This is a genomic window from Paraburkholderia sp. BR13439 (genome assembly GCF_040948805.1).
Classification (GTDB): Bacteria; Pseudomonadota; Gammaproteobacteria; order Burkholderiales; family Burkholderiaceae; genus Paraburkholderia; species Paraburkholderia youngii.
This window is the reverse complement of record NZ_JBFPKN010000035.1, coordinates 1-25,269: the sequence shown is the minus strand read 5'-3', so window position 1 is coordinate 25,269 and position 25,269 is coordinate 1. Positions and strand designations below refer to the sequence as shown.

The 25,269-nt window shown below is 65.1% G+C and carries 26 protein-coding genes; 17 read left to right on the top strand and 9 right to left on the bottom strand.

Features of this window, described 5'->3' with window-relative positions; translation table 11 throughout:
* Positions 1-104: 104 nt before the first annotated feature.
* Complete coding sequence (locus AB3X96_RS38260; RefSeq protein WP_368593831.1) at positions 105-1,109, bottom strand: LysR family transcriptional regulator; 1,005 nt, start codon at positions 1,107-1,109, stop codon at positions 105-107.
* A 176-nt stretch (positions 1,110-1,285) separates the two neighbouring features.
* Between AB3X96_RS38260 and AB3X96_RS38255 the strand changes: the two genes are divergently transcribed.
* The 6 genes from AB3X96_RS38255 to AB3X96_RS38230 all read left to right on the top strand — a co-directional run bounded on the left by AB3X96_RS38255 (position 1,286) and on the right by AB3X96_RS38230 (position 11,059).
* Positions 1,286-2,152, top strand: a complete 867-nt coding sequence (locus AB3X96_RS38255) for an alpha/beta hydrolase (RefSeq protein WP_176379329.1) — start codon at positions 1,286-1,288, stop codon at positions 2,150-2,152.
* 34 nt (positions 2,153-2,186) lie between these two features.
* Positions 2,187-3,410, top strand: coding sequence for an efflux RND transporter periplasmic adaptor subunit (locus tag AB3X96_RS38250; protein WP_176106554.1), 1,224 nt, complete (start codon positions 2,187-2,189; stop codon positions 3,408-3,410).
* Positions 3,411-3,453: 43 nt separating this feature from the next.
* Entirely contained in the window at positions 3,454-6,639 is a 3,186-nt protein-coding gene (locus AB3X96_RS38245; RefSeq protein ID WP_368593830.1) for an efflux RND transporter permease subunit, read from the top strand.
* Between the two features lie 13 nt (positions 6,640-6,652).
* A complete protein-coding gene (locus AB3X96_RS38240) occupies positions 6,653-8,287 on the top strand; it encodes an efflux transporter outer membrane subunit (RefSeq protein ID WP_368593829.1) in 1,635 nt (544 codons plus the stop codon).
* Positions 8,288-8,520: 233 nt separating this feature from the next.
* A complete protein-coding gene (locus tag AB3X96_RS38235) occupies positions 8,521-9,672 on the top strand; it encodes an acyl-CoA dehydrogenase family protein (RefSeq protein ID WP_368593849.1) in 1,152 nt (383 codons plus the stop codon).
* Positions 9,673-9,730: 58 nt separating this feature from the next.
* Positions 9,731-11,059 (top strand): Nramp family divalent metal transporter, encoded by a 1,329-nt coding sequence (locus AB3X96_RS38230; protein ID WP_368593828.1) that lies wholly within the window; start codon positions 9,731-9,733, stop codon positions 11,057-11,059.
* A gap of 153 nt (positions 11,060-11,212) precedes the next feature.
* On the opposite strand, the gene flhC is transcribed toward AB3X96_RS38230, so the two are convergent.
* From flhC to AB3X96_RS38200, 6 genes are all read right to left on the bottom strand, one after another.
* Positions 11,213-11,782, bottom strand: a complete 570-nt coding sequence (gene flhC, locus AB3X96_RS38225; RefSeq protein ID WP_368593827.1) for a flagellar transcriptional regulator FlhC — start codon at positions 11,780-11,782, stop codon at positions 11,213-11,215.
* Between the two features lie 14 nt (positions 11,783-11,796).
* On the bottom strand, positions 11,797-12,117 hold the full coding sequence (gene flhD, locus AB3X96_RS38220) for a flagellar transcriptional regulator FlhD (RefSeq protein ID WP_018434215.1): 321 nt from the start codon (positions 12,115-12,117) through the stop codon (positions 11,797-11,799).
* Positions 12,118-12,860: 743 nt separating this feature from the next.
* Positions 12,861-13,397 (bottom strand): GNAT family N-acetyltransferase, encoded by a 537-nt coding sequence (locus AB3X96_RS38215; protein ID WP_368593826.1) that lies wholly within the window; start codon positions 13,395-13,397, stop codon positions 12,861-12,863.
* Positions 13,398-13,440: 43 nt separating this feature from the next.
* The gene (locus tag AB3X96_RS38210) at positions 13,441-14,289 is read right to left on the bottom strand and encodes a helix-turn-helix domain-containing protein (RefSeq protein WP_368593825.1); all 849 of its coding nucleotides are present in this window, start codon (positions 14,287-14,289) and stop codon (positions 13,441-13,443) included.
* A 171-nt stretch (positions 14,290-14,460) separates the two neighbouring features.
* On the bottom strand, positions 14,461-14,763 hold the full coding sequence (locus tag AB3X96_RS38205) for an addiction module antidote protein (RefSeq protein ID WP_176106547.1): 303 nt from the start codon (positions 14,761-14,763) through the stop codon (positions 14,461-14,463).
* Positions 14,760-15,149 carry a type II toxin-antitoxin system RelE/ParE family toxin gene (locus AB3X96_RS38200; protein ID WP_368593824.1) on the bottom strand — a complete coding sequence of 130 codons (390 nt, stop codon included), beginning with the start codon at positions 15,147-15,149 and terminating at the stop codon, positions 14,760-14,762. Before AB3X96_RS38200 ends, AB3X96_RS38205 begins: the two co-directional genes overlap by 4 nt.
* Positions 15,150-15,407: 258 nt before the next feature.
* Between AB3X96_RS38200 and AB3X96_RS38195 the strand changes: the two genes are divergently transcribed.
* The 6 genes from AB3X96_RS38195 (at position 15,408) to AB3X96_RS38170 (ending at position 17,890) form a co-directional block, all read left to right on the top strand.
* Complete coding sequence (locus AB3X96_RS38195) at positions 15,408-15,776, top strand: nuclear transport factor 2 family protein (RefSeq protein ID WP_176379337.1); 369 nt, start codon at positions 15,408-15,410, stop codon at positions 15,774-15,776.
* A 22-nt stretch (positions 15,777-15,798) separates the two neighbouring features.
* Entirely contained in the window at positions 15,799-16,080 is a 282-nt protein-coding gene (locus AB3X96_RS38190) for a hypothetical protein (protein WP_368593823.1), read from the top strand.
* A gap of 62 nt (positions 16,081-16,142) precedes the next feature.
* Positions 16,143-16,613 (top strand): RbsD/FucU family protein, encoded by a 471-nt coding sequence (locus AB3X96_RS38185; protein ID WP_368593822.1) that lies wholly within the window; start codon positions 16,143-16,145, stop codon positions 16,611-16,613.
* Complete coding sequence (locus tag AB3X96_RS38180; RefSeq protein ID WP_368593821.1) at positions 16,610-17,017, top strand: VOC family protein; 408 nt, start codon at positions 16,610-16,612, stop codon at positions 17,015-17,017. The genes AB3X96_RS38185 and AB3X96_RS38180 overlap by 4 nt, the downstream gene beginning before the upstream one ends.
* A 103-nt stretch (positions 17,018-17,120) precedes the next feature.
* Entirely contained in the window at positions 17,121-17,555 is a 435-nt protein-coding gene (locus AB3X96_RS38175) for a DoxX family protein (protein WP_018434221.1), read from the top strand.
* 62 nt (positions 17,556-17,617) lie between these two features.
* On the top strand, positions 17,618-17,890 hold the full coding sequence (locus tag AB3X96_RS38170) for a hypothetical protein (protein ID WP_176106542.1): 273 nt from the start codon (positions 17,618-17,620) through the stop codon (positions 17,888-17,890).
* Between the two features lie 22 nt (positions 17,891-17,912).
* Here the strand turns inward: AB3X96_RS38170 and AB3X96_RS38165 are convergent, their stop codons facing one another.
* Together AB3X96_RS38165 and AB3X96_RS38160 are read right to left on the bottom strand one after the other, a co-directional pair.
* The gene (locus AB3X96_RS38165; RefSeq protein WP_368593820.1) at positions 17,913-19,373 is read right to left on the bottom strand and encodes an MFS transporter; all 1,461 of its coding nucleotides are present in this window, start codon (positions 19,371-19,373) and stop codon (positions 17,913-17,915) included.
* Positions 19,374-19,530: 157 nt separating this feature from the next.
* A complete protein-coding gene (locus tag AB3X96_RS38160; protein ID WP_368593819.1) occupies positions 19,531-20,832 on the bottom strand; it encodes an MFS transporter in 1,302 nt (433 codons plus the stop codon).
* 292 nt (positions 20,833-21,124) lie between these two features.
* On the opposite strand from AB3X96_RS38160, the gene AB3X96_RS38155 reads away from it, so the two are divergent.
* From AB3X96_RS38155 to AB3X96_RS38135, 5 genes are all read left to right on the top strand, one after another.
* Complete coding sequence (locus AB3X96_RS38155) at positions 21,125-21,832, top strand: response regulator transcription factor (RefSeq protein ID WP_368593818.1); 708 nt, start codon at positions 21,125-21,127, stop codon at positions 21,830-21,832.
* Positions 21,833-22,058: 226 nt separating this feature from the next.
* Entirely contained in the window at positions 22,059-23,015 is a 957-nt protein-coding gene (locus AB3X96_RS38150) for a 4-hydroxyproline epimerase (protein ID WP_368593817.1), read from the top strand.
* A complete protein-coding gene (locus tag AB3X96_RS38145) occupies positions 23,012-24,163 on the top strand; it encodes an NAD(P)/FAD-dependent oxidoreductase (protein WP_368593816.1) in 1,152 nt (383 codons plus the stop codon). Before AB3X96_RS38150 ends, AB3X96_RS38145 begins: the two co-directional genes overlap by 4 nt.
* On the top strand, positions 24,156-24,431 hold the full coding sequence (locus tag AB3X96_RS38140; protein WP_368593815.1) for a (2Fe-2S)-binding protein: 276 nt from the start codon (positions 24,156-24,158) through the stop codon (positions 24,429-24,431). The genes AB3X96_RS38145 and AB3X96_RS38140 overlap by 8 nt, the downstream gene beginning before the upstream one ends.
* Positions 24,428-25,269: FAD-dependent oxidoreductase (locus AB3X96_RS38135; RefSeq protein WP_368593814.1), on the top strand; the 842-nt coding region annotated here is incomplete at its 3' end. The genes AB3X96_RS38140 and AB3X96_RS38135, both read left to right, overlap by 4 nt.

Sequence of the window (25,269 nt, the reverse complement as noted above, 5' to 3'; positions counted from 1 at the left end):
CGATTCAGGAACAATCGCGAGCGAGCCTTGCAGAAGCAGTGCAATTGCACGGTTGCCGCGGCATTGGCGCCGCGGCTGGAATTCACTGTTTCAATTAACGCACTTCAGGCGACCCATTCGGACATCACCGGCGTGTCGAGCGCCGGCGCGGACTCGCGCTGCTCGAACGTGCGCTTCGTGCAGGTGGCGTCGAGACTGCCGCGTCCGCTGAGCAATGGGCAACGATCGAACAGCTCTGCAATCCAGTCTACGAAAACGCGGACTTTCGGCGACAGATGACGACTGTGCGGATAGACTGCCGAGATCGGCATCGGCAAAGGTTTCAGTTCCGGCAGTACTTCGACGAGCTGGCCCGAGCGCAGATGTGGCAGCACCATGAAGAGCGCCGGCTGAATCAGGCCGAAGCCTTCGAGTCCGCAGGTCACGTAAGCATCGGCGTCGTTGACCGACACGATGCTCTTCATCTTCACCTCCACCTCGTCGCCGTTCACCAGGAACGCCCAATCTAGCGTGCGTCCCGTGCGGCTCGAGAAGTAATTGACGGCTTTGTGATTTTCGAGATCTTCGAGCGAAGCGGGTATGCCCGCGCGCTTGATGTACTCGGGTGCCGCGCACGTCACGCCCTCGAACAGACCGATGCGGCGTGCGACCAGTGACGAATCCTGCAGCGCGCCGACGCGTACCACGCAATCGACGCCTTCCTGCAGGAGATCGACGGGCCGGTCGGTCAGGCCTAGTTGCAGATCGATGTCCGGATAGCGCGTGTGGAATTCGCACAACGCTGGAATCACGAGCAGACGGCCAATCGAGCCCGGCATGTCGATGCGCAGCTTGCCGTGCGGCTTCTTGTTGCCGCTCTGGAAACTCGCCTCGGTCTCTTCGACGTCAGCGAGGATGCGCACGCAGCGCTCGTAGTACGCGGCGCCATCGGGCGTCAGCGACAGACGGCGGGTGGTCCGGTGCATCAGCCGCGTGCCGAGAAACGCTTCGAGGTTCTGAATAATCGTAGTAACCGATGCGCGCGGCAGGTCGAGCGTCTCCGCTGCGCGGGTAAAGCTGTTGGTGTCGACGACACGTGTGAACACTTGCATGGCCTGAAGCCGGTCCATTGCAAACCTCCAGTAGGGGCAGGTGCGCAGGCGGGAATGGAGTCCGCAAAAACAATCGCAACCGGATTGTTCAAAGGCACCGAATTGTGTTGCCGGATTATAGGCATTTATTTGCGAGTCTGCTGAACCCACAATTCGCACCATTGAAGTTCTATGCGCATTTTGCGCGGCTCGACATGGATGCATTCAAATCGCCGTACCCGTCCGTTTCCATCGGCGTTTCCGCCGAAGACACTGACGCTGAGGCCAATGACGCAACACTTGAAGTCACCGACGTGGGTATCGATGGGTACGCTCAGCCCATTACGTTACGCCTGTATCGGCTGACGAAAAAAACCGCATTGCCGGTATTGCTTTATTTTCACGGCGGCGGCTTTACGAAAGGTTCGATCGAATGCGCGGACTTCGCCGCGCGGTATTTCGCAGAACACTTACCGGCGCTCGTGGTGTCGGTGGGCTATTCGCTCGCGCCGCGGTTTCCGTTTCCAGCCGCGCCGGAAGATGCGCATCGCGCGGCGCTGTGGGTGCAGACGCGGGCGCGAGCGTTTGGTGGCAATAGCAGAAAGATCGGTGTGGCGGGGCATGACGCGGGCGGCCAACTCGCCAATTGTCTCGCGTTCATCGCGCGCGATCGTGGCGACGTGCAGATCAGCGCGCAGGCGCTGTTCGGTCCGATGCTCGACCCGAGCCTGACGCGGCTTGGCGACGAGAAGCGGCTCGGTTCGGACATCACCGCGCGCGAGTGCGCCGCATGTTATCGCGCGTATCTGCCGCAAGCGTCGCAGCGCATGCATCCATATGCGGCGCCGCTCGAATCGTCGCGGCTCGCCGGCTTACCGGCCACGCTGATCGCGACCGCGCAGAACGACGTGCTGCATGTCGAGGCCGAAAAGTATGCAAGCAATCTGATCGACGCGGGCGTACAGACCCAGGTGGTGCGCTTTCCGAGCGTGTCGCACGCGGCGCTCGCCGATCATCCGCCCGCTTTGCAGGAAGCGGTGCGCTTTTTCCAGTGGCGCTTCGATGCGCGCGCTCATCGATAAACAGAAATTCAATCAACGATACCGGGAGCTACACATGACTATCCTTCCTCTTTCCCGCCGCCGCGTGGCGCTTGCCGCGCTAGTGGTCGTCGTTCTTGCCGGGCTCGGCACGTTCGGCGCGATCCGCGTGGATGCAAGCTCGCCGGCCGCGCCGACCATCGTGCCGGAAGTCGACGTGGCGACCGTCGTGCAGAAGACGATAACCGACTGGCAATCCTATTCGGGCCGTCTCGAAGCCGTCCAGAAAGTGGACGTGCGTTCGCAGGTGCCAGGCACGATCGTGTCGGTCAACTTCAAGGACGGCGCGCTGGTCAAGCAGGGCGACACGCTGTTCGTCATCGATCCGCGTCCGTACGCGGCCGAAGTCGATCGCGCGGAAGCCCAGCTCGCGGCCGCGCAGGCGCGTACCGGTTACACGCAGAGCGACTGGGAACGCGCGCAACGGCTGATCGTCGACAACGCGATCGCCAAGCGCGACTACGACGAGAAGCAGAACGCCGCGCGCGAGGCGAGCGCGAACCTGAAGGCCGCGCAAGCCGCGCTCGAAACGGCGCGCATCAATCTCGGCTACACGAAGATCGTCGCGCCGGTATCGGGCCGCGTGTCGCGCGCGGAGATCACGGTCGGCAACGTCGTGTCGGCCGGCGCCAGCTCGGCGCCGCTGACGACGCTTGTGTCGGTGTCGCCGATCTACGCATCGTTCGACGCGGACGAACAGACCTATCTGCAATACCTGAGCCGCGCGAAGGACGGCGGCAAGGTGCCGGTGGAACTCGGTCTCGCCGATGAATCCGGCTATTCGCGCAGCGGCACGATCGAGTCGGTCGACAACCGGCTCGACACGTCGTCGGGCACCATCCGCGTGCGTGCGAAGTTCGACAACGCGGACGGGGCGCTGATTCCGGGCCTCTACGCGCGCGTCAAGGTGGGCGGTAGCGCCCCGCATCCGGCGCTACTGATCGACGATGCCGCGGTCGGCACCGACCAGGACAAGAAGTTCGTGCTGGTCGTCGATCAAGGCAACCACGTGATTTATCGCGAGATCACGACGGGTTCGATGCAGGGCAATCTGCGCGTCGTCAAGGACGGTTTGAAGGCGGGCGACCGCATCGTCGTCAACGGCGTTCAGCGTGTGCGCCCCGGCGACGCGGTGCGCGCACACATGGTGCCGATGACTACCGACGATGACCCGAACAGCGCCGCGCTCGCACAGTCGCACGGCAAGGCGGCGGACACCGGCGCGAAAGGCAATTCGTGAGCCGCGTGTTCCAACGCGCATGTTCCAAAGTTAAGAGCTTCCAATGAACATATCCAAATTCTTCATCGATCGCCCGATCTTTGCAGGCGTGCTATCGGTATTGATCCTGCTTGGGGGCATCATCTCGCTGTTCAAGCTGCCCATCTCCGAGTACCCGGAAGTCGTGCCGCCTTCGGTGGTGGTGCACGCGCAGTATCCTGGCGCGAATCCGAAGGTGATCGCCGAGGCGGTCGCAGCTCCGCTCGAAGAACAGATCAATGGCGTCGAGAACATGCTGTACATGCAGTCGCAGGCGAATAGCGACGGCAATCTGACGCTGACGGTCACCTTCAAGCTCGGCACCGATCCCGACCTCGCGACGCAGCTCGTGCAAAACCGCGTCAATCAGGCGCTGCCGCGTCTGCCTGAAGACGTGCAGCGACTCGGCGTGACGACGATCAAGAGTTCGCCGACGCTGACGATGGTCGTGCACCTGATCTCGCCGAACGATCGCTATGACATGACGTATCTGCGCAATTACGCGCTGCTGAACGTGAAGGATCGGCTCGCGCGGATTCAGGGCGTCGGCGAAGTGCAGCTGTGGGGCTCGGGCGACTACGCGATGCGGATCTGGCTCGATCCGCAGAAGGTCGCGCAGCGCGGTCTCACCGCGACTGAAGTCGTCAACGCGATTCGCGAGCAGAACATCCAGGTGGCGGCCGGTGTGATCGGCGCATCGCCGTCGGTGCCCGGCACGCAGTTGCAGTTGTCGGTGAATGCGCGCGGCCGATTGAAGACCGAGAGCGAATTCGGCGACATCATCGTGAAGACCGCGCCCGATGGCGGGGTGACCTATCTGCGCGATATCGCGCGGATCGAACTCGCGGCGTCGGAATACGGCCTGCGTTCGCTGCTCGACAACAAGCCCGCGGTTGCGCTCGCCATCAATCAGGCGCCGGGCGCGAACTCGCTCGCGATTTCGGAGCAAGTGCGCGCGGCGATGAAGGAACTCGCCGTAGACATGCCGGCCGGCGTCGAATACCGGATCGTCTACGACCCGACGCAGTTCGTGCGTTCGAGCATCGAGGCGGTGATCCACACGCTGCTCGAAGCGATCGCGCTGGTCGTGATCGTCGTGATCGTGTTCCTGCAGACGTGGCGCGCGTCGATCATTCCGTTGATCGCGGTGCCGGTGTCGATCGTCGGTACGTTCTCGCTGCTGCTGGCATTCGGCTTTTCGATCAATGCGTTGTCCTTGTTCGGCATGGTGCTCGCGATCGGTATCGTCGTCGACGATGCGATCGTCGTGGTGGAGAACGTCGAGCGCAACATCGAAAGCGGGCTCAGTGCGCGCGATGCGACCTACAAGGCGATGCGCGAAGTGAGCGGGCCGATCATCGCGATTGCGCTGACGCTCGTCGCCGTGTTCGTGCCGCTCGCGTTCATGACGGGTCTCACGGGCCAGTTCTACAAGCAATTCGCGATGACCATCGCGATCTCGACGGTGATCTCGGCGTTCAATTCGCTGACGCTGTCGCCGGCATTGTCCGCGTTGCTGTTGCGCAGCCACGGCGAGAAGGAAGACTGGCTGACGCGGGTGATGAACCGTGTGCTCGGCGGCTTCTTCAAGCGTTTCAACAAGGTCTTTCATCGTGGTTCGGAAGCCTATGGCCGCGGCGTGACCGGCGTGCTGCGTCGCAAGGGCGCGATGCTCGCGGTGTACGCGATCCTCGTCGGTGCAACCGTATTGATGGTGCGGATCGTGCCGGGCGGCTTCGTGCCCGCGCAGGACAAGGAGTATCTGATCGCGTTCGCGCAGTTGCCGAACGGTGCGTCGCTCGATCGCACGGAGAAGGTGATCCGCGATATGAGTTCGATCGCACTGAAGCAACAGGGCGTCGAAAGCGCGGTGGCGTTCCCGGGTCTGTCGGTGAATGGCTTCACGAATAGTTCGAGCGCGGGCATCGTGTTCGTCACGCTGAAGCCGTTCAAGGAGCGCGGCGACAAGAAGCTGTCGGCGGGCGCGATTGCCGGTGCATTGAACCAGCAGTACGGCGCGATCAAGGACTCGTTCGTCGCGGTGTTCCCGCCGCCGCCGGTGCTCGGGCTCGGCACGCTCGGCGGCTTCAAGTTGCAGCTCGAGGATCACGGCGCGGTCGGCTACGCCGAACTGAACAAGGCAGCCGAAGCCTTCGTGAAGCGCGCGGCGCAAACGCGCGAACTCGGGCCGACCTTCTCCAGCTATCAGATCAACGTGCCGCAACTGAACGTCGATCTCGATCGCGTGAAGGCGAAGCAGCTCGGCGTGCCGGTCACGGACGTGTTCGACACGATGCAGATCTACCTGGGCTCGCTGTACGTGAACGACTTCAACCGCTTCGGCCGCGTGTATCAGGTGCGTGTGCAGGCGGATGCGCCATTCCGTCAGCGCGCCGACGACATTCTGCAACTGAAGACGCGCAACGCGGCGGGCGAGATGGTGCCGTTGTCGTCGCTCGTCACGGTGACGCCGACCTATGGGCCGGAGATGGTGGTGCGCTACAACGGCTACACGGCGGCCGACATCAACGGCGGCCCGGCGCCCGGCTTCTCGTCGGGACAGGCGCAGGCCGCGGCCGAACGCGTGGCTGCCGAAGTGCTGCCGCGCGGGGTGAAGCTCGAGTGGACCGACCTCACGTATCAGCAGATCCTCGCCGGCAACGCGGGCCTGTGGGTGTTCCCGATCAGCGTGCTGCTCGTGTTCCTCGTGCTCGCAGCGTTGTACGAAAGCCTGACGCTGCCGCTCGCGGTGATCCTGATCGTGCCGATGAGCGTGCTGTCGGCGCTGACCGGCGTATGGCTCACCGGTGGCGACAACAACATCTTCACGCAGATCGGTTTGATGGTGCTGGTGGGCTTGTCGGCGAAGAACGCGATTCTGATCGTCGAGTTCGCGCGTGAGCTCGAACACGATGGACGCAGTCCGCTGCAGGCGGCAATCGAAGCGAGCCGTCTGCGTCTGCGGCCGATTCTGATGACGTCGATCGCCTTCATCATGGGCGTGGTGCCGCTGGTGCTGTCGAGCGGCGCGGGCTCGGAAATGCGTCACGCGATGGGCGTCGCGGTGTTCTTCGGCATGCTGGGCGTCACGCTGTTCGGGCTGATGCTGACGCCGGTGTTCTATGTGGTGCTGCGTTCGCTCGCGGGCGGGACGATACACGTCGCGCAGAAGGATGCGCCGCGCTATGGCGCGCCCGTTACGGACGCCTGAGGAGAAAACAACAATGAAACGCTTTGAATCTCGCTTTGTATCCTTGCGCGGATGGGGCCGCGCCGCCGCGAGCGGTTTGCTGATTGCGCTGCTGGCCGCTTGCTCGGTGGAGCCGACGTACAAGCGTCCCGATGTCGATACGCCGGCGGCGTTCAAGGAAGCGCCCGCGGTGAAGACGTCGGCTGCGGCGGCGTCGGGCGCGGCGGCTGGTTCGGCCGGGGCGACACAAAACAACGGCACGTGGAAGCCGGCCGAGCCCGCCGACAACGCGCTGCGCGGCGAATGGTGGAAGGTGTTCGGCGACCCGCAACTCGACGCGCTCGAAGAGCAGGCCGCCGCCGCGAACCAGGACCTGAAGGCCGCGGCCGCGCGCGTGCAGCAGGCACGCGCGGTCACGCAGGCCGCGAAGTCCGACTGGTTCCCGAAGCTCGACGCGGGCTTTGGCCCGACGCGCGAACGCGCGTCGGCGGCATCGCAATTCCAGCCGGACAGCGCGGGCGGCACGACCGGCACGATCTGGCGCGCGCAGGTCGGCGCGTCGTATGAAGCGGATCTTTTCGGGCGCGTTAGCTCGAACGTGAACGCGGCGCGCTCGGACGAGCAGCAGAGCGAAGCGCTGTTCCGTTCAGTGCAGCTGTCGTTGCAGGCCGACGTCGCGCAGAACTACTTCCAGTTGCGCGAGCTCGACACGGACCAGGATCTGTACCGTCGCACCGTCGCGTTGCGCGAGGACACGCTGAAGCTCGTCCAGCGGCGCTTCAAGGAAGGCGATATCAGCGAGCTGGATCTGTCGCGTTCGCGTAACGAGCTCGCCAGCGCGCGTGCCGATGCAGTCGGCGTCGCGCGGCAGCGGGCGGCCTCCGAGCATAGCCTCGCGATTCTGCTCGGCAAGCCGCCCGCGGATTTCACGTTCGCGGAACAGCCGCTCGCGCTGGTGACGGTGCGCGTGCCGGCCGGTTTGCCGTCGGCGCTGCTCGAACGCAGGCCTGACATCGCGGCAGCCGAGCGCGCGATGCAGGCAGCGAACGCGCGCGTCGGGCTCGCGAAGTCGGCGTTCTTCCCGAAGCTCGATATCACCGGTGCGTTCGGCTTTGAATCGGCGACACTCGGCGATCTGTTCATGTGGTCGAGCCGCGCGTTCATCCTCGGTCCGGCCGTGGGTACCGCGCTGACGATGCCGATCTTCGACGGCGGCCGTCGCAAGGCCAATCTGGCGCAGGCGCGTTCGAAGTACGACGAGGACGTCGCGCAATATCGCCAGCAGGTGCTCGTGGCGTTCCGTGAAGTCGAAGACAATCTCGCCGATCTGCGTTTGCTCGACGATCAGATGCGCGAGCAGAACGACGCGGTCGATGCGTCGCAGCGCGCCGCGCATCTGTCGCGCACGCAGTACACGGAGGGCGCGGTCAGCTATCTCGACGTGATCGATGGCGAGCGGCAGGTGCTGCAGTCGCAATTGCAGGCGAGCCATCTGGCGGGCACGCAGGCTGTTGCAACTGTTAATCTGATTCGCGCGCTCGGCGGCGGTTGGGGCGATCTGACGGCGGGGGGTACGGCGGTGGGGGCGGTGCCGGTGCCGATTGGTGCTTCCGGTTCCGCGGCTGAAGCTGCAGCCGTTTCGGCGCAACAGCAAGTGGCGAAGCGCTGAATACCTAACCCTGTAGCAAGCGCTTCATCAGCCTCATCAACCACGCCGGGCCGCGCAAGCGCCGCCCGGCGTTTTTCATGCAAATCGTTTTTCGCGCTTTCCTTGTGCAAATCGCTTCGTAGACCACGTGCGCGCGGCTCCCTATCATCGTCCGATCCAGCCAATGACGACCCTAGGGCAAACCAGTGACTTTCGTGCATGACGGCATCGCGCAGATTAGCGAGCAGCAGCATATGGATTGCGCGCGCGACCTCACCACACTGCTAGCCGCGTTGCGCGCGAGCGCCGCGCAGCGCGATCGCGAAGGCGGTCATGCCGCGCAGCAAAAGCAGTGGATCGCCGACGCGGGCCTGCTGACGCTCGCCGTGCCGCGCGAATTCGGCGGTGCTGGCGCGCGCTGGTCCGCGATTTACGACGTGGTGCGTGAACTGGCGCGCGTCGATAGCGCGCTCGCGCATCTGGTCGGCTTCACCTGTCTGCAGGTGGTCAGCATCGACCTGTGGGGCAATTCACGGCAGCGCGAGAAATATCTGCGCGGCACCGTCGAGCATCGCTGGTGGTGGGGCAATGCGGTGAATCCGCTGGATACGCGCCTCATCGCTACTTCGACGCACGACGGCGGCTACCTGCTCGACGGCCAGAAAGGCTTCTGTTCCGGTACGCGCGGCTCGCAGATGATGACCGTGTCCGCTCACGATCCATCGACCGGCAAACCCCTATTCGCGGCGGTGCCGACCACGCGCGAAGGCATCACCGTTCACGACGACTGGGACCCGATCGGCCAGCGGCAGACCGACAGCGGCAGCGTGTCGTTCGCGCGCGTCAGGGTCGAGCCGCACGAGGTGCTCGAACGACCCGACACGCCGCACGCGAGCTTGCGCACACTGATCTCGCAACAGGTGCTGACCAATCTGTTCGTCGGGATCGCACAGGGTGCGCTGGAAGAGGCGCGAGCCTACGTGCACGAACATGGCCGGCCGTGGATCGCGTCCGGCGTCGCCAAAGCGACCGACGACCCCTACCTGATCCAGCGCTTCGGCGAGATGCATATCCAGACGGTCAGCGCCGCGGCGCTGGCTGCGCGCGCCGCGAACGCGCTCGACGAAGCGTGGCAGCAGCGCGCAACGCTCGATGCCGAGAGCCGTGCGCGGGTCGCGCTCGCGACCTCGGAAGCGAAGATCGTCGCGCATCGGGCGGCGCTCGAGATCGGCGAAAAACTCTTCGACGCCTGCGGCGCGCGCGCGACTCATGCGCCGCTCGCTCTCGATCGATTCTGGCGCAACGCGCGCGTGCACACGCTGCACGATCCGCTCGACTACCGCGTGCGCGACGTCGGCCGCTACGCGCTTAGCGGGACATTGCCGGAAGTTTCTCTGTACACTTGAGGCCGTTTGCGACGCCCGCCCGAGGCGTCGCGTCGATTCCTCCCGAGAGAGTTCCGGCTTGCTGTTCAAACTACCTACAACCGCCACAGCGCCGTTCTGCCCGGCCGAGGTACAGGGTTCGGTGGCCGTCTCCGCGGGCGCGCCGTTCTGGAAGAAGATCCTGCAATTCGCGGGGCCCGGCCTGCTGGTATCGATCGGCTATATGGACCCGGGCAACTGGGCCACCGCGATCGAAGCCGGTTCGCGCTTCGGCTACAGTCTGCTGTTCGTCGTGCTGCTGTCGAGCCTCGCGGCGATGGCGCTGCAATGCCTGAGCATGCGGCTCGGCATCGCGACCGGGCGCGACCTCGCGCAACTGTCGAGTACGCGCTATTCGCCGGGCGTCGCGCGTGCGCGGTGGCTGCTCGCGGAGCTGTCGATCATCGCCTGCGATCTCGCCGAAGTGCTCGGCGGCGCGCTCGCGTTTCATCTGCTGTTCAACTGCTCGCTGACCACCGGCGTGTTGCTCACCGCGTTCGACACACTGATCGTGCTCGGTCTCAAGGGCAAGAACTTCCGCGACCTCGAAGCGATCATGCTCGGCCTGATCGCGACGATCGGCGTCGGCTACATCATCGAGCTTGCGCTCGTCAGGCCGCATTGGCCATCGGTCGCGCAGGGGTTGATTCCGTCGTGGCAGGCGTTGAATTCGCGCGAGCCGATGTACCTCGCAATCGGCATTCTCGGCGCCACGGTGATGCCGCATAACCTGTATCTGCACTCGTCGATCGTGCAGACCCGCGCGGTGAAGCGCGATCCGGCCAGCATCCGCTCGGCGATCGGCATGTCGCGTATCGACACGATCGCATCGCTCGTGCTCGCGGCGCTGATCAACATGGCGATCCTGATTCTCGCGGCCGCCGCGTTTCATGCGACGGGCCACGACCAGGTCACGCAGATCGAGGACGCCTACCGGCTGCTAGCGCCGATTGTCGGCACCGGCTTCGCCGCGGTCCTGTTCGCGATCACGCTGCTCGCGTCGGGACAAAGCTCGACGTTCACTGGCACGGTGGCGGGGCAGGTCATCATGGAAGGCTTCCTGAAGATGAAGTTTCCGTGCTGGCAGCGGCGCTTCATCACCCGAGCGCTCGCGCTGATTCCGGCGCTGATCGGCGTGCGGATGCTCGGCAATGGCGCGGTCGGTCAACTGCTCGTCGCGAGTCAGGTCGTGCTGAGCCTGCAACTGCCGTTCGCGCTTTATCCGCTGATCCGCATGACGAGCGACCGTTCGCTGATGGGCGAATTCGCCAACACACTGCCGACGCGCCTGCTCGTGTGGACGCTGTTTGTTGTGATTAGTGCCGCGAATCTGTGGCTCGTGGTCCAGACGGTGGGGCTGGTCGGTTGATCTGACCGGCGGCGAGGACTCATTCGGAACGCCGGTTGGCCCGGCGCGCAGGCAAAAAAAATCCGCGCAGTTCAATCACTGCGCGGATCCACGTGAGCTTCGGTTTGAATCGGAATCGGCTTGGCCGCGTCTCGCGACGGGCGCCTCGAACGGTCAGGCGGCCTGCGCGGCCTGCGCCGCACCGAGCGCTTCCCGGCGCGCGGCGGCTGCCTTCTTCGTCTTGCCGGCACGCGACGGCGGCTGGCACGCGCCGCATACGACGTTGTGCTGCAGGTCGTGCTTGTGCGCGACGAACTTGCCGGTACAGCGGCAGCACCTGGTCAGCTGCAGGATCTCCGCGTCGAAGAAACGCACGAGCGTCCACGCGCGCGTCAGATCGAGCACCGGCTCGGTTTCGCTGTGCTGACAATGTTCGAGATACAACCGATATCCCTTGGTCAGCGCATCGAGATGCGAGCAGCGCGCTTCGTTCTTCAGGAACAGGTACGTGTTGTAGAACAGCGACGCGTGAATGTTCGCGAGCCACGTCATATACCAGTCCGCCGAAAACGGCAGCATGCCCTTGGGCGGCGATACGCCCTTGACCTCGCGATACAGGCGGATCATACGGTCGCGCGACAGCGTCAGCTCGCTCTCGAGCACCTGCATGCGGGCGCCGAGCTCGATCAGTGCGATCGCGCGAAATACTTCCTGTGCATCTTCGGTCAGGCTTCGCTTGAGCATTGCAGTCATCTCGATCAGGCAAATTGCTCGGCGGGCTGGCCTGCGAGCAGGATCGCCGTGTGGGTCGGTGCAACTGCGGCGTGCTTCGTCGTTTGCGTCAACGCCGACAGCATCGCGTGGTCGTTGAAACGGAAGAAGCACAAAAGCTGGTCGGAAGAGGCCAGTTTGACGATTTGCGCGAGCGACAGCCCGGCAAGCAAATCAGCCAGTTCCGACGACAGTCCCAGCCGGAACATTCCGACCGGTTTGTCCTCGCGCAACATGCGTTGCGCGAGCATGATGTAAGACAAATTGATCTCGCGGATTGAATCCAGCGTCTCGCTGCTACGGTCCATTTTCTCTGTTTCCGAAGCCCCGAATTTCTATGTCGGCTTTGCGCCGTTATGTCTTTTCTGCCTCGCCGGAAACGCTGCCTCCGGCTACATGTTGCTACCTGCTACAGACAGCGAACATTTGATACAAGCCGTTACATTTCGTAACAGCTGGGACGAATTGTATGAAGGGTAAAACCAGAAATCAATCCCTTCACAAAAAAATATCTCAAAAAACCACACCATTTTTCGGTAAGTTTTTCACGCCGTTGTAATGAATGATGCCCAGTGAATTTTTAGCCCTTCGAGAGTCACCTCTAATCCATGGAAACCCTTGCTGGGTGGGCACCGAGCGTACTTGTTCGCGCCACGCATCCGCCACCGCGCGGCGATCGGTAAATTCGTTTTGAATTGGAAAGGATATAGAAGCGATGGAATAGACGGTAATAAATACGCGTCTTGCGCCTCGGGCGAGGGACGGATGAGGGGTGTAACGGCAAGATGCGCCCCCAGTTACAACTGCGCAAACTAGGGCGGGATTTGTAACGGCTCGGCGCGGGTCGGCAGGCGGACGGGCGGGTTCGTTCGGCCCCGCGACCGAAAAGCGATCGCAAACGTGTGCCGATTACATTGCCGTTGAGGATGGCGAGGAGCCAGAGCCGTGAAGGATGCCTGACAGATATGTTGCTGCAATGGGCGCCGATATTTACAACCTTGCCGAGGCACCGGAATCGGCCTCAGGGGGCGCTGTCAATGCGTCCGGGCCGCTATGCGAGGAATCTCGCCATCAGATCCTCGTCATGGAGTTCGCCGTCGACGTCCAACGCGCCGACTTCGCATCCATATTTGCGAAAGCCGAGCGATTCATACAGTTTGCGCGCCGCGTCGTTTCGGCTACCCACCGTCAGTTGCACCTGCCGCAAACCGTCGACGCGTGCGGCGCGCGTCAACAACTCGCTGAGCAGCGCACGCCCGACCCCACGACCAGCCGCTTCCTGTGCGACATACATGCCGACGACGTTCGCCTTGTGCCGTTCCTTGTGGGCCTGGTTGCGCAGCAGACCGACGACGCCGATCAGCGGAGCATCCGCCGATGCATACGCGCCGAGTAGGAACGAGCCTTCCGCCTCCGAGCCCAGCAACGTCGCGTCATGCTGCGCGGCGCCTTTCGCGAGCGCTTCGTCGTAGCTTTGTCCGAACGAAGCGGGGTGCGCCTTCAGCCCGCGCAGACGAAACTGGAAATAGGCGTCCCGGTCGGCGGGTCCGAGTTGGCGTATGAGCAGGGTGTCGGCATTGACGGACATATCACTTGTTCGTGGTGAGTCGGGGGACCGGGCCTGCGGGGGACTAGCCGCGCTGGTGTTCGGCAAACTCGCGCAGCGCGGCCGCGGTTTGCTGATCCGCCGGAAAGAACGCCTCGATAGCGAGTTCCGACAGCGTAACGTCCACCGGCGTGCCGAACACCGTGGTGGTGCTGAAAAACGACAGCACGCCAAGCGGCGTGCGCAGCCGCAATGGCACGGCGATCTGGTTGAGGACTGCATCGTCCGGCATCGAGGCGTCTGCATCAGGCGGCGCGGGATAGCCGGCCAACTCGTCGCGCAGGGCGCTCAGCGTGTCGTCGCCGCTGACGTCGATCTGCCGTTGCAGCCGGGCCAGCACATGCTCGCGCCATGCATGCCAGTTGACGATCGACGTCGCAATGCCTTGCGGATGCAGGCTCAGTCGCAGCGCGTTGACCGGCGGCTTCAGCAGTTCGGGACTCGCGCCGCTCAACAACGGCGCAAGCGCATTGTTGGTCGCGACGATGGTCCAATGCCGGTCGATCGCGAGGGCCGGGTAGGGCTCGTGTCCCTTGAGCACCAGTTCGACGGCTTCGCGCGCGGCGGAGAGCTGCGGGTCGGAGAGCGGACGTTCGCGAAACAGCGGCGCGTAGCCGGCCGCGACGAGCAGGGCGTTGCGCGCGCGCAATGGCACCTCGAGACGCTCGGCGAGATGCATGACCATTTCCCGGCTCGGTAGCGCGCGCCCCGATTCGACAAAGCTCAGATGGCGCGTCGAAATGTCGGCCTCCGTGGCGAGCAGCAGCTGACTCATGCGCCGCCGTTGCCGCCATTCGCGGAGAAGTTCGCCGACCGCCCGAGTGCCTCTCGACGGGGATGACGGAGCTGTTTGTGCGATGGAGAGTGTGTGCATGCCACCGATGATAGCCAAAGCGTGCAAGCAATCGATTACCTGAGAGGTAATGCCCCGCCAATTTCAACCAACGCGACGCGCGGCCGATACCGTCGATTCACACCAACGATTGCGCCGGCCTCGGCCGCCACACGCGAACTCGCGCGACACCGTGGCAGCGCCGCGCCCGGCTCAGGCGGCGGCAATGCGCAGCGGCACGGCGGTGAATTTGACGCCGATCGCACTCGCCAGCTTGAGGACCGTGTCCATGCGTGGCTTGGAGCCGGGCGCGAGTGTCTTGTACAGGCTTTCGCGGCCCAGGCCCGCTGCCGCGGCGATCTTCGTGATGCCGCGTGCTTTGGCGATGTCCGCAATGGCGGCGAGCAGGAGATCGGAGTCGCCCTGGTCGAGCGCGGCGTTCAGATAGGCCGCGACCATTTCGTCGTTGTCGAGGTACTTCGATGCGTCGAAGCGTGCGGTTTTGATCTTGCTCATGACCGTTCCTTTCTGATGGTTGCCCACATTGTTCCGGCATGCCTGATATCGGCCTCCTGCGTGGACTTGTTACCTCCGCCCAGCAGCAGATACATCATGCGCCCCTCGCGCGCGTAGTAGACCCTGTAACCCGGGCCGCAATCGATGCGCATCTCGAACACGCCGTTTTCCAGCAACTTCGCGTCGCCGAAAAGCCCGCGCTCCGCGCGCCGGATTCGCACGAGAATTTGCGCCTTCGCCTTGAGGTCGGTGAGGCCGTGAAGCAAACGATCGAACTCCTCGGTGCAGTTGATCGTGTACACGCGCGGTGTTTCGATCTGCGGATGATTGTATCCCCGAGGATACGGTCGTGCAAGCGAAAAAAGTGTCTCGATAAAGCGGTCCAAACCGTCCTCCTGTTCATTGCATTGCCCGCCTCGCGATGTCATCGGCAGGCTTCGTGAGGTTAGCGATGCGAAGGTTTCTTGACGACTCGGCCGAATGGCCTATTTGGCGTGAACGACAGTGAAAGACGCTGCATCCGCTTGATTACCTCTCACGTAATCGACGCAATGCACGCGAACCGTCAATCTTCACTCCGAGCCCGCCGCATGCGATGCGTATGACGCGCGAAGTGCTCAGTCCTGCCAATCGAGGAGTTTGAGATGAATGCACATACCGATCTGATCGACCGTTATTTCGATACCTGGAACGAAACCGATGGCGCGCGTCGTCGCGAGTTGATCGCGGCCACGTGGAGCGCCGACGCCGACTATCGCGACCCGCTGCTGGCGGGGGCGGGCCACGATGGCATCGACGCGATGATCCGCGCGGTGCACGAGCGTTTTCCGCATCACACGTTTCGCCGCACGACCGACGTCGACGGCTTCGCGAATCGTCTGCGCTTCTCGTGGGCACTGACGACGCCCGCCGGCGAGGCGATCGTGAAGGGCTCGGACTTCGGCGTGGTGGATGCGCATGGACGCTTGCAAGCGGTCACCGGTTTCCTCGACGAAACACCCGGCGCCGCCTGAGGCGCTTTTCACGGAGACGATCATGCACGACCCCGCCGCCGCCAGGCCCGCACAAGTCCCTCTCGCGTTGCTGCGCGTCGCGGCCGCGTTCGATGCGGTATCGAGCGCGATCGCCGGTTTTGCGCTGCTCGGCGGCGCGCGGGCGTTCATGTTCATCGCACTGTTCGGTTGGCGCGAGCCGGTGCTCGGCGGCGCGGGGCTCGTACTGCTCGCCGTGGTCGGATGGCTGCGCTGGCAATGCGGTGCGAGCGCAGCGCCGCAAGACCCGCGACGCGCTTGCTACAATCGATCGTCGTGCGGATGATTGCGTGACACGCACGACCTCACCGCCGCGGCATGTTCCCAACCGAACGACCAGGAGACCCCGTGCTGAAAAATCTGGACCCGCTGCTGAACGCCGATATCCTGCACGCGCTGCGCTCGATGGGCCACGGCGACGAGCTCGTGATCTGCGACGCCAACTTCCCGGCCGACGCGGTCGCGCGCGAGACCGTGCTCGGCAGGCCGCTGCGCCTCGACGGCGTCAGTTCGCCGCGCGCGATCCGCGCGGTGCTGTCGGTGCTGCCGCTCGACACCTTCATCGAGCATCCCGCCTCGCGCATGGAAGTGGTGGGCGAGCCGCACGCGATTCCCGCGGTGCAGCGCGAAGCGCAAGCCGAAGTCAATGCGGGCGAGGGGCGCGAGGTGCCCTTCGTGTCGATCGAGCGCTTCGCGTTTTACGAGCGTGCGCGCCGCGCATACTGCGTGATCGCGACAGGCGAAGAGCGCGGCTATGGTTGCTTCGTGTTCACGAAGGGCGTGTTGCTCGCGCCGGACGCACCGCACACAAAACCATGAGCTTCCAGCTAGTCAGTCTCGATCATCTCGTTCTGAACGTCGCGGACGTCGAAGTGAGCGCGGCGTGGTACGCGCGGATGCTCGGCATGCGGCGCACCGAGTTCGCGTCGCGCAGCGGCACGCGCGTGGCGATGACCTACCGCAACCAGAAGATCAACCTGCGTCCCGCGTCGGCCGATACCGTCGCCTGGTTCACGTCGCGCGAGGCGGTGCCGGGCACGGCGGACCTGTGCTTCGTGACCACCGCGAGCCCGGACGAAGTCAAGGCGCACTGGCTCGCGCAAGGCGTAGCGATCGAGGCGGGGCCGGTGGAGCGCGAAGGCGCGCGCGGCAAGATGACCTCGGTGTATTGCCGCGACCCGGACGGCAACCTGATCGAGGTCGCCACCTATCCACCAGCCTGAACGGGCTTGGAAATCGTCGCCATTGCACATATGCTCAGGGGCGAGGCGGGGAACTGAGCCCGTCTATTCGGGTCTGCTGCTTATTCATTACAGGAGTCCCCCCATGTCGCGTCCCGTCGATTTCGGCATTATTTTCATCGCCCGTCTTGCGCTTTCCGTGCTGTTCCTGTGGAGCGGGGTGATGAAGCTGCTGGGCTATGCGGGCTTCGTCGGCTACCTGCATTCGAAGGGCGTGCCGTTCGTGCAGATCGCCGCGCCGATCGCAACCGCGGTCGAGGTGCTCGGCGGCCTGCTGCTCGTGGTCGGCTTCAAGGTGCGACCGCTCGCGCTGATCATGGCGGTGTATACGGTCGCGACGGCGGTGCTCGGCCACGACTTCTGGAATATCACCGACCCTGCGTTGCAGCACGACATGGTGATTCATTTCTGGAAGAACATCGGAATCGCGGGCGGTTTTCTGCTGCTGTTCGTCACCGGCGCGGGGCGTCTGAGCATCGACAACGCGCGCGCGCCGCGCAGCGGACTCGGCGGGCTGTAGGGCGCGGCCCGCATCCTGCTACCAGCAGGGTTTCCGGTCGGCGCCAATCAAGGGAGCAGATGATGATTCAGAACTTCGAGCAAATGATCGGCGGCAAGATGACACAACTGTGCGCGAGTCTCGGCGAAGGGGCGACGCCGCATCGCGTGATCATCAGCCTCGCCGATTCTGCGAAGACGCTGGTGGTTCTGGATGCGTCCGGATTCATCGGCACGCTGAAGGCGGAGATCGAGGACCCGGAGAAACTGGTCGCCGATGCGATCGTCAAGGCGCGCGACGAAGGCCTGATCGAGCGTGCAATCGATACCGGCACGATTCAGGAGGCGTCGCTGTAGGCGACTGCGTTACACACGCCATTTACTTACTCGCGGCTCTCGCCCCGCGCCCAGACGATGCCGTCGCGTGCGGCTCAGGATGCACGAAACACGCAAGCACGAGACCCAGCACCAGCAATCCCACCGAAATGGCCGTCGCCGCCTGCATCCCCGGCACGATCTCGGTCGCGGCGGCGCCGCCCGCGAGCGCACCGAACGCCGCCACGCCCACTGCGCCGCCGGCCTGGCGCGCCGTGTTCAATACCGCCGACGCTGTGCCCGCGCGCCGCGCTTCGGTCGATGCGAGCACCGCCGTGGTCATCGCGGGCACCGCGAGTCCCATGCCCGACGGAATCAGCAAAAACGGCAGCAGCAGGCCAATCAGCGGCGTGTCGGCATCGACCAGATGCAGCAGGCCGTAGCCGAGACCGGCCGTGATCGCACCGAGGATCATCGGCACGCGCACCCCGAGGCGGCCGATCACCCAGCCGCTCGCGACGTTCGAGATCAGGAAGCCGCCCGTCAGCGGCAGGAACGCGAGGCCCGCCTGCAGCGGCGTGTAGCCGCGCACACGCTGCAGGTAGAGGCTCAGCACGAACACCATGCCGTAATACGTCAGGTTCACGCAGATGCCGAACAGCACCGCGGCGCTGAACGTGCGCGTGCCGAACAGCGACAGCGGCAGCATCGGGCTCGCGACACGCGCTTCGACGAACACGAACGCGACCGCCGCCAGCAGCGCCAGCACGAAGCCGCCGGCGACCAGCGGATGCGCAAGCCCGAGCGGCCGCCATTCGATCACCGCGGCGACGAACGCGGTCAGTGCGACGATCGCGAGACACTGGCCGCCGAGATCGATGCCGCGCGGTATCGCGCCGATGTTGCCGCAAGCGGCGGCGGGCGCTCCGCGCTGCGCGGTTTGCGGATGCGGAATCCACAGCAGCGTCGCCAGCAGGCCCGCCGCGCAGAACGGCAGATTGACGAGAAAGATGCTGCGCCAGCCGAACGCGGCGATCAGCAGACCGCCGGCCACCGGCCCGGCCGCGATCGAAATCGCGCCGGACGCGGTCCACAGGCCGACCGCGCGCGCCCGCAGCTTCGGTTCGTGGCCGAACGACTGATTGAGCAGCGCGAGCGAATTCGGCAGCATCGCGGCCGCGCCGATGCCTTGCACCGCGCGTGCGGCGACGAGCATCGGGGCGTCGAGCGCGAGCCCGCAGGCCAGCGACGCGAGCGCGAACAGCACGATTCCGCACGCATACATGCGCCGCGCGCCGAAGCGGTCGCCGAGCGCGCCGGCCGAGAGCATCAGTACGGCGAACCCGAGCGTGTACGCATCGACGACCCATTGCAGTCCCGCGACGTTCGCGTGCAGATCCGCGCCGATTCGTGGCAGCGCGATATTGACGATGGTCACGTCGAGTTGCGTGACCACGAAGCCGACGCTGACGGTCGCGAGAACGCGGCCGAGGGCGGGCGAAAAGGAGGGTGTGGATGAGTTCATGACTGCATCGTATGCCCGATGCAGCGTGCCACGTTTCGGTGTGGCGTGAAGTATGGATGTCGCCCGTGCGAGCGACGGCGCCCCGAAGGCCGCGCCGTCGCGGAGCGCCTCGTCGACGCGCTGGATGCGGATCGACGAGGCGAGCTCCGGCGTCGGCTCAACGCCCCTGCGGCGCGTCCTTGATGAACAGCGTGGTCAGCGCGCCCAGCACGCAGATCGCCGCGACATACAGCGGCGCGGCCAGCGGGTTCGACTTCATCATCAGCGACACGGCGATCGGCGTCAGACCGCCGAACACCGCGTACGCGACGTTGTACGAGAACGAAATGCCCGAGAAGCGCACCACCGGCGGGAATCCGCGGACCATCACGAGGGGAATCGCGCCGATCACGCCGACGAACAGCCCGGCCAGTGCATACAGCGGTACGAGCAGGGACGTGTCGACGGCCAACTGGCGAAACATCACGTAGTACGTGATTGCAAGCGCAACGCCGCCGACGAAAATGGTGCGACCCGCGCCAATCCGTCCGGCGATCGAGCCCGCCATCACGCAGCCGATCGTCAGGCACAGCGTCGCGACACAGTTCGCGAGCAGCGCGGTGGCCGGCTCGATGTGGAATTGCTTTTGCAGCAGCGTCGGCGTCATCAGGATCACGACGACGATCGCCGCCGACAGCATCCACGTGAGCAGCATCGACACGATCACCGCGCGGCCGTGATCGCGCAGTACGGCCTTCAGCGGCACTTCCGCGGCGATCGCCTTGCGCTGCTTCAGCTCGGCGAATACCGGCGTCTCGTGCAGCCAGCGGCGCAGATACACCGAGAACATGCCGAACACGCCGCCGATGAGGAACGGAATACGCCACGCAAACTCGGAAATATCGGCGGGCGTGAAATGGCGATTGACTGCCGACGCGATCAGCGAGCCGAGCAGAATGCCGGCCGTGAGGCCGGCCGTCAGCGTGCCGCACGCATAGCCGACGTGCCGCCCGGGCACATGCTCGGACACGAACACCCATGCGCCCGGCACTTCGCCGCCGACCGCCGCGCCCTGCATCACGCGGAACAGCAGCAGCAGCACCGGCGCGAGCACGCCGATGCTCGCGTAGGTGGGCATCAGGCCCATCAGCAGCGTCGGCACCGACATCAGCAGCACGCTCAGCGTGAACATGCGCTTGCGGCCGAACAGGTCGCCGAAGTGCGCCATGATGATGCCGCCGAGCGGCCGCGCCAGATAACCGGCCGCGAAAATGCCGAAGGTCTGCACTTGACGCAGCCAGTCCGGCATCGCCGCCGGGAAGAACAGCTGGCCGATCGCCGGCGCGAAGAAAACGAAGATGATGAAGTCGTAGAACTCGAGCGCTCCGCCGAGCGCGGCGAGACCGAGTGTCTTGTAATCGCTGTGCCCAAGCGGGCGTGGGGTGACAGCCTGCGCTCCACCCAGATTTGTTGCTTGCATTGCCATGTCTTTTGTTGAATTGGGAGCCACGCGGGTCACGCGTGGACATACGGCGGTCGTCGGACGAGAAGTGTGGCAAGCGCTGGGTAGAGCACGGAACACGGGCGCGCCGTCCGGATAGGGCGGGCGCGCTGACGACTGAGGCCGGCGCGGATTTTACAGGATGAAAGGGGAAGTGCCGCGGAAGCGCCCAATTGAGCGAAGAAAGCGCGGAAATTAGGAATGCTCCGAAGGGAGAGATCGGGGTGCGTCCCGGAGAATGGCCCGCGAGTCCTTATCAAGAGTTCATTCCATGCGCGTTGCTGTCCTTCAGCGTGACCCGGTCATGCGTCGGTCCATTGAATCAATGCTGGTGAGAGCCGGCCATTTCTGCGCGGCGTATGACGACGGCCGCGCGATGTCGAAATCGCTCGTGCACTCCACGATGGATCTGCTGGTGCTCGACTGGCAGGAAACGCGGCCCGCCGGCGCGGACCTGTTGCGCTCGATGCGCCTCGTGGCAGGCGAGCACGTGCCGATCATGTTCGTGTCGAACGACAGATCGGAGGAAAGCATGGTGCGCGCGCTCGCTGGCGGTGCCGACGAATACCTCGCGTTGCCGTTGCGGGACGCCGAGTTTCGCGCGCGAGTCGCGGCGCTGCTGCGGCGCGCTTACCTGGTGAGCTTCAGCGCCGCGACCTGCTTCGAGATCGGCCCTTACCGTTTCGACACGGTCCGCCGGGCCGTCGCGCTGCGCGGCAAGCCCGTGCCGTTGTCACCCACGCAGTACCGGATCGCGGTGCTGCTCTTTTCCAACATCGATCGCGTGATGTCGCGCGACCATATCTTCGCGACGGTGTGGGGCCGCGAGCTGCGCGAATACACGCGGACCATCGACAGTCACGTGTCGCGGCTGCGTCTGTCGCTCGCGATCGAGCCGCGTAATGGTTTCCGGCTGCAACCTGTATACAGGAGTGGCTACCGGTTGCTGCGGGTCGGCGACCCTGTGCTCGGGGCGTGAAGATTTGCAGTCGGTCGGGTATATGCTGAAATCCGCGTTGTAGGCCGTTGGGCTGGCCAGTGGCGTTCGGTGCCCGTGTCCGGAGTGATGTTTGTCGACGCCGATACCGAATAGCGGGACGTTCCGCGCGCCGCGCGCGCGGCGGATCACGCAACGTGCCGGTATGCCGAAATCGTCTCAATCCGCGCGCACGCGCACCAAGACCCACCCGCCCGCGATTCCTACCATGGGCGACATGAAAACCCTCAACATCATCGACTCGCACACCGGCGGTGAGCCTACCCGCCTCGTGGTGTCGGGTGGCCCGGACCTGGGCGGCGGCACGCTCGCGCAACGGCTCGACGTTTTCCGCACCCGCTTCGACGACTGGCGCGCCGGCATCGTCACCGAACCGCGCGGCTCGGACGTGGTGGTCGGTGCGCTGCTCTGCGAGCCCGGCGATCCGAGCTGCGCGGCCGGCGTGATCTTCTTCAACAACGTCGGCTATCTCGGCATGTGCGGGCACGGCACGATCGGGCTCGTCGTGTCGCTCGCGCACATGGGGCGGATCGGGCCGGGACGGCACCGGATTGAAACGCCGGTCGGCGTGGTCGAGGCGACGCTGAACGAAGACGGCGCAGTCGGGGTGCGCAACGTGCCCGCTTATCGCCACCGCAAGGCCGTGCAGGTCGACGTGCCTGGCTATGGCGTGCTGACCGGCGACATCGGCTGGGGCGGCAACTGGTTTTTCCTCGTCGCCGAGCATGGCCACGAGCTCGAAGCCGCGAACATCGCGAGCCTGACGGCGTTCAGCTCGACGATTCGCGACGCGCTGATCGCACAGAACATCACCGGCGCGAACGGCGCGCTGATCGACCATATCGAGCTGTTCGGACCGGGCTCGCGCAAGGGCCTCGACAGCCGCAGCTTCGTGCTGTGTCCGGGCAATGCGTACGACCGCTCGCCGTGTGGCACCGGCACGAGCGCGAAGGTCGCGTGTCTCGCGGCCGACGGCAAGCTCGCCGAAGGCGCGGTGTGGCGCCAGGAGAGCATCATCGGCAGCGTGTTCGAGGCGAGCTATCGCGCCGCGGGCGACGGCGTCCATGTGATTCCGACCATCACCGGTCACGCGCACGTCATGGCCGAGGGGCGTCTGTGTTTCGATGAGCGCGATCCGTTCGCGTGGGGTATCCGGACCGCATGAGCCCGGACGCGCTGATCATCGGAGCGGGTATCGTCGGTGCCGCGTGCGCGGCGGAACTGGCCGCGCTCGGCATGCGCGTCGACGTGCTCGACGCGCAGCGCATCGGCGGCGGCGCGACGGCGGCCGGCATGGGCCACATCGTCGTGATGAACGACTCGCCCGCCGAATTCGCACTGAGCCGCTACTCGCGCGAGCTGTGGCTCGAACTCGCGCCGCAGCTGCGCGCGCGTGACGCGTTCGCGCGCTGCGGCACACTGTGGGTCGCGGCCGACGACGAAGAATGGCAAGCCGCGCGCGCAATGCATGCGGCGTTTGGAAGCCAAGGCGTTGCCGCGCAACTGGTGGACCCGGCCGGGTTGCGCGCCTGCGAACCGGCGCTCGCACCATCGATGGCCGGCGGCTTGCGCATCGTGCACGACAGCATCGTGTATGCGCCGACCACTGCCGAATGGCTGCTCACCCAATCGCCGCACGCGGCGAATATCAGCGTGCGGCTCGGTGCGCAGGTCATGTCGATCGATGCAGGCGGTGTGACGCTGGCGAGCGGCGAGTGCATCAGCGCGGCGCACGTGGTCGTCGCGAACGGCCTCGGCGCGGCGCAATTGCTGCCGTCGCTGCCGATGCAGCCGAAGAAAGGCCATCTGCTCATCACCGACCGCTACCCGGAGCTGATCCAGCATCAACTCCTCGAACTCGGCTATATCAAGAGCGCACATCACGCGACCGGCACGTCGGTCGCGTTCAACGCGCAGCCGCGTCCGACCGGGCAATTGCTGATTGGCTCGTCGCGCCAATTCGAAACGACCGATCCCGCCGTCGAGATGCCCGTGCTCGCGCAGATGCTGCAACGCGCAGCGCTGTATCTGCCGGCGTTGCCGACGCTCAGCGGCATCCGCGCGTGGACGGGGTTTCGTGCGGCGTCGCCGGACGGCCTGCCGCTGATCGGACCGGCCGGCGAGTTTGCGCCCGAAGTTGGCTCTGGTTCCACGTCCCGCGTGTGGCTTGCGGTCGGTCACGAAGGGCTTGGCGTAACGACCTCGCTCGCGACCGCGAAACTGCTCGCCGCGCAGATCGCGGGCCACGCCGCGCCGATTCCGTTCGAACCTTATCTGCCGGTCCGTTTTGCTGAACAGGTGGCCCATGACTGACCCTGACGCGGCTAGCATCCGATTGACGGTCGACGGTTGCAGCATCGAAGTGAAACCCGGCACGATCGTGGCCGCGGCGCTCGCTATGGCGGGTATCCGCGGCTCGCGTCTGTCGGTCAAAGGCGAGCCGCGCGCCGCGCTGTGCGGGATGGGCGTGTGCCAGGAGTGCCGCGTGACGATCGACGGTCGCGCGCATGCGCTCGCGTGCCAGACGCTGTGCCGCGACGGCCAGCGCGTGCAGACACGAAACGGGACAGTACACGCATGACGCGGCACTTCGACATCGTGGTGATCGGCGGTGGTCCGGCCGGGCTCAATGCCGCGCGAGCGGCGGCGCAGGCAGGCGCGACGGTCGCGCAGATCGATGACAACCCGCGCGCCGGCGGCCAGATCTGGCGCCAGGGGCCCGGCTATCCGCCGCAAGCGCCGCTGCATGCGTTGCTCGCGGCGTTGCTATCGCAGCGAAACTTCACTTACTGGCCAGCGACGCGCGTGATCGCGCCGCTCGGCGCTCAAGCTTTGCTGCTCGAATCCGCCGAACAAGGCGGCGTGTCGATCACTTACGACAGGCTGATTCTTGCGACCGGCGCGCGCGAGCGTCTTCTGCCATTTCCCGGCTGGACGTTGCCCGGCGTGACCGGCGCGGGCGCATTGCAGGCGCTGATCAAAGGCGGCATGCCGGTGCGCGGCGAACGCATCGTAATCGCCGGCAGCGGCCCGCTGCTGATGGCGGCGCTTGCCACCGCGCGAGAGGCCGGCGCGCATGTGATCGCGGTGGTCGAGCAGGCATCGGCGGCGAAGGTCGCGCGGTTCGGCGTGTCGCTGCTGCGCGAGCCTGCGAAGCTGCGTCAGGCGATCAGTCTCACGCGCGGCTTCGCGGGACTGCGCTACTGGAGCGGCAGCATCGTGCGCGAAGCCCGCGGCGCCGAGCGCGTTGAGCAGGTGACGATCCGGCGCGGCGAGCGCGACGTGACGCTCGATTGCGAGCGCGTCGCGTGCGGCTACGGACTGCTGCCGAACGTCACGCTTGCCCAGGCGCTCGGCTGCGCGATCAACGACGCGGGCGAAGTCGCCGTCGACGCTGGGCAGCGCACCTCGCTCGAACG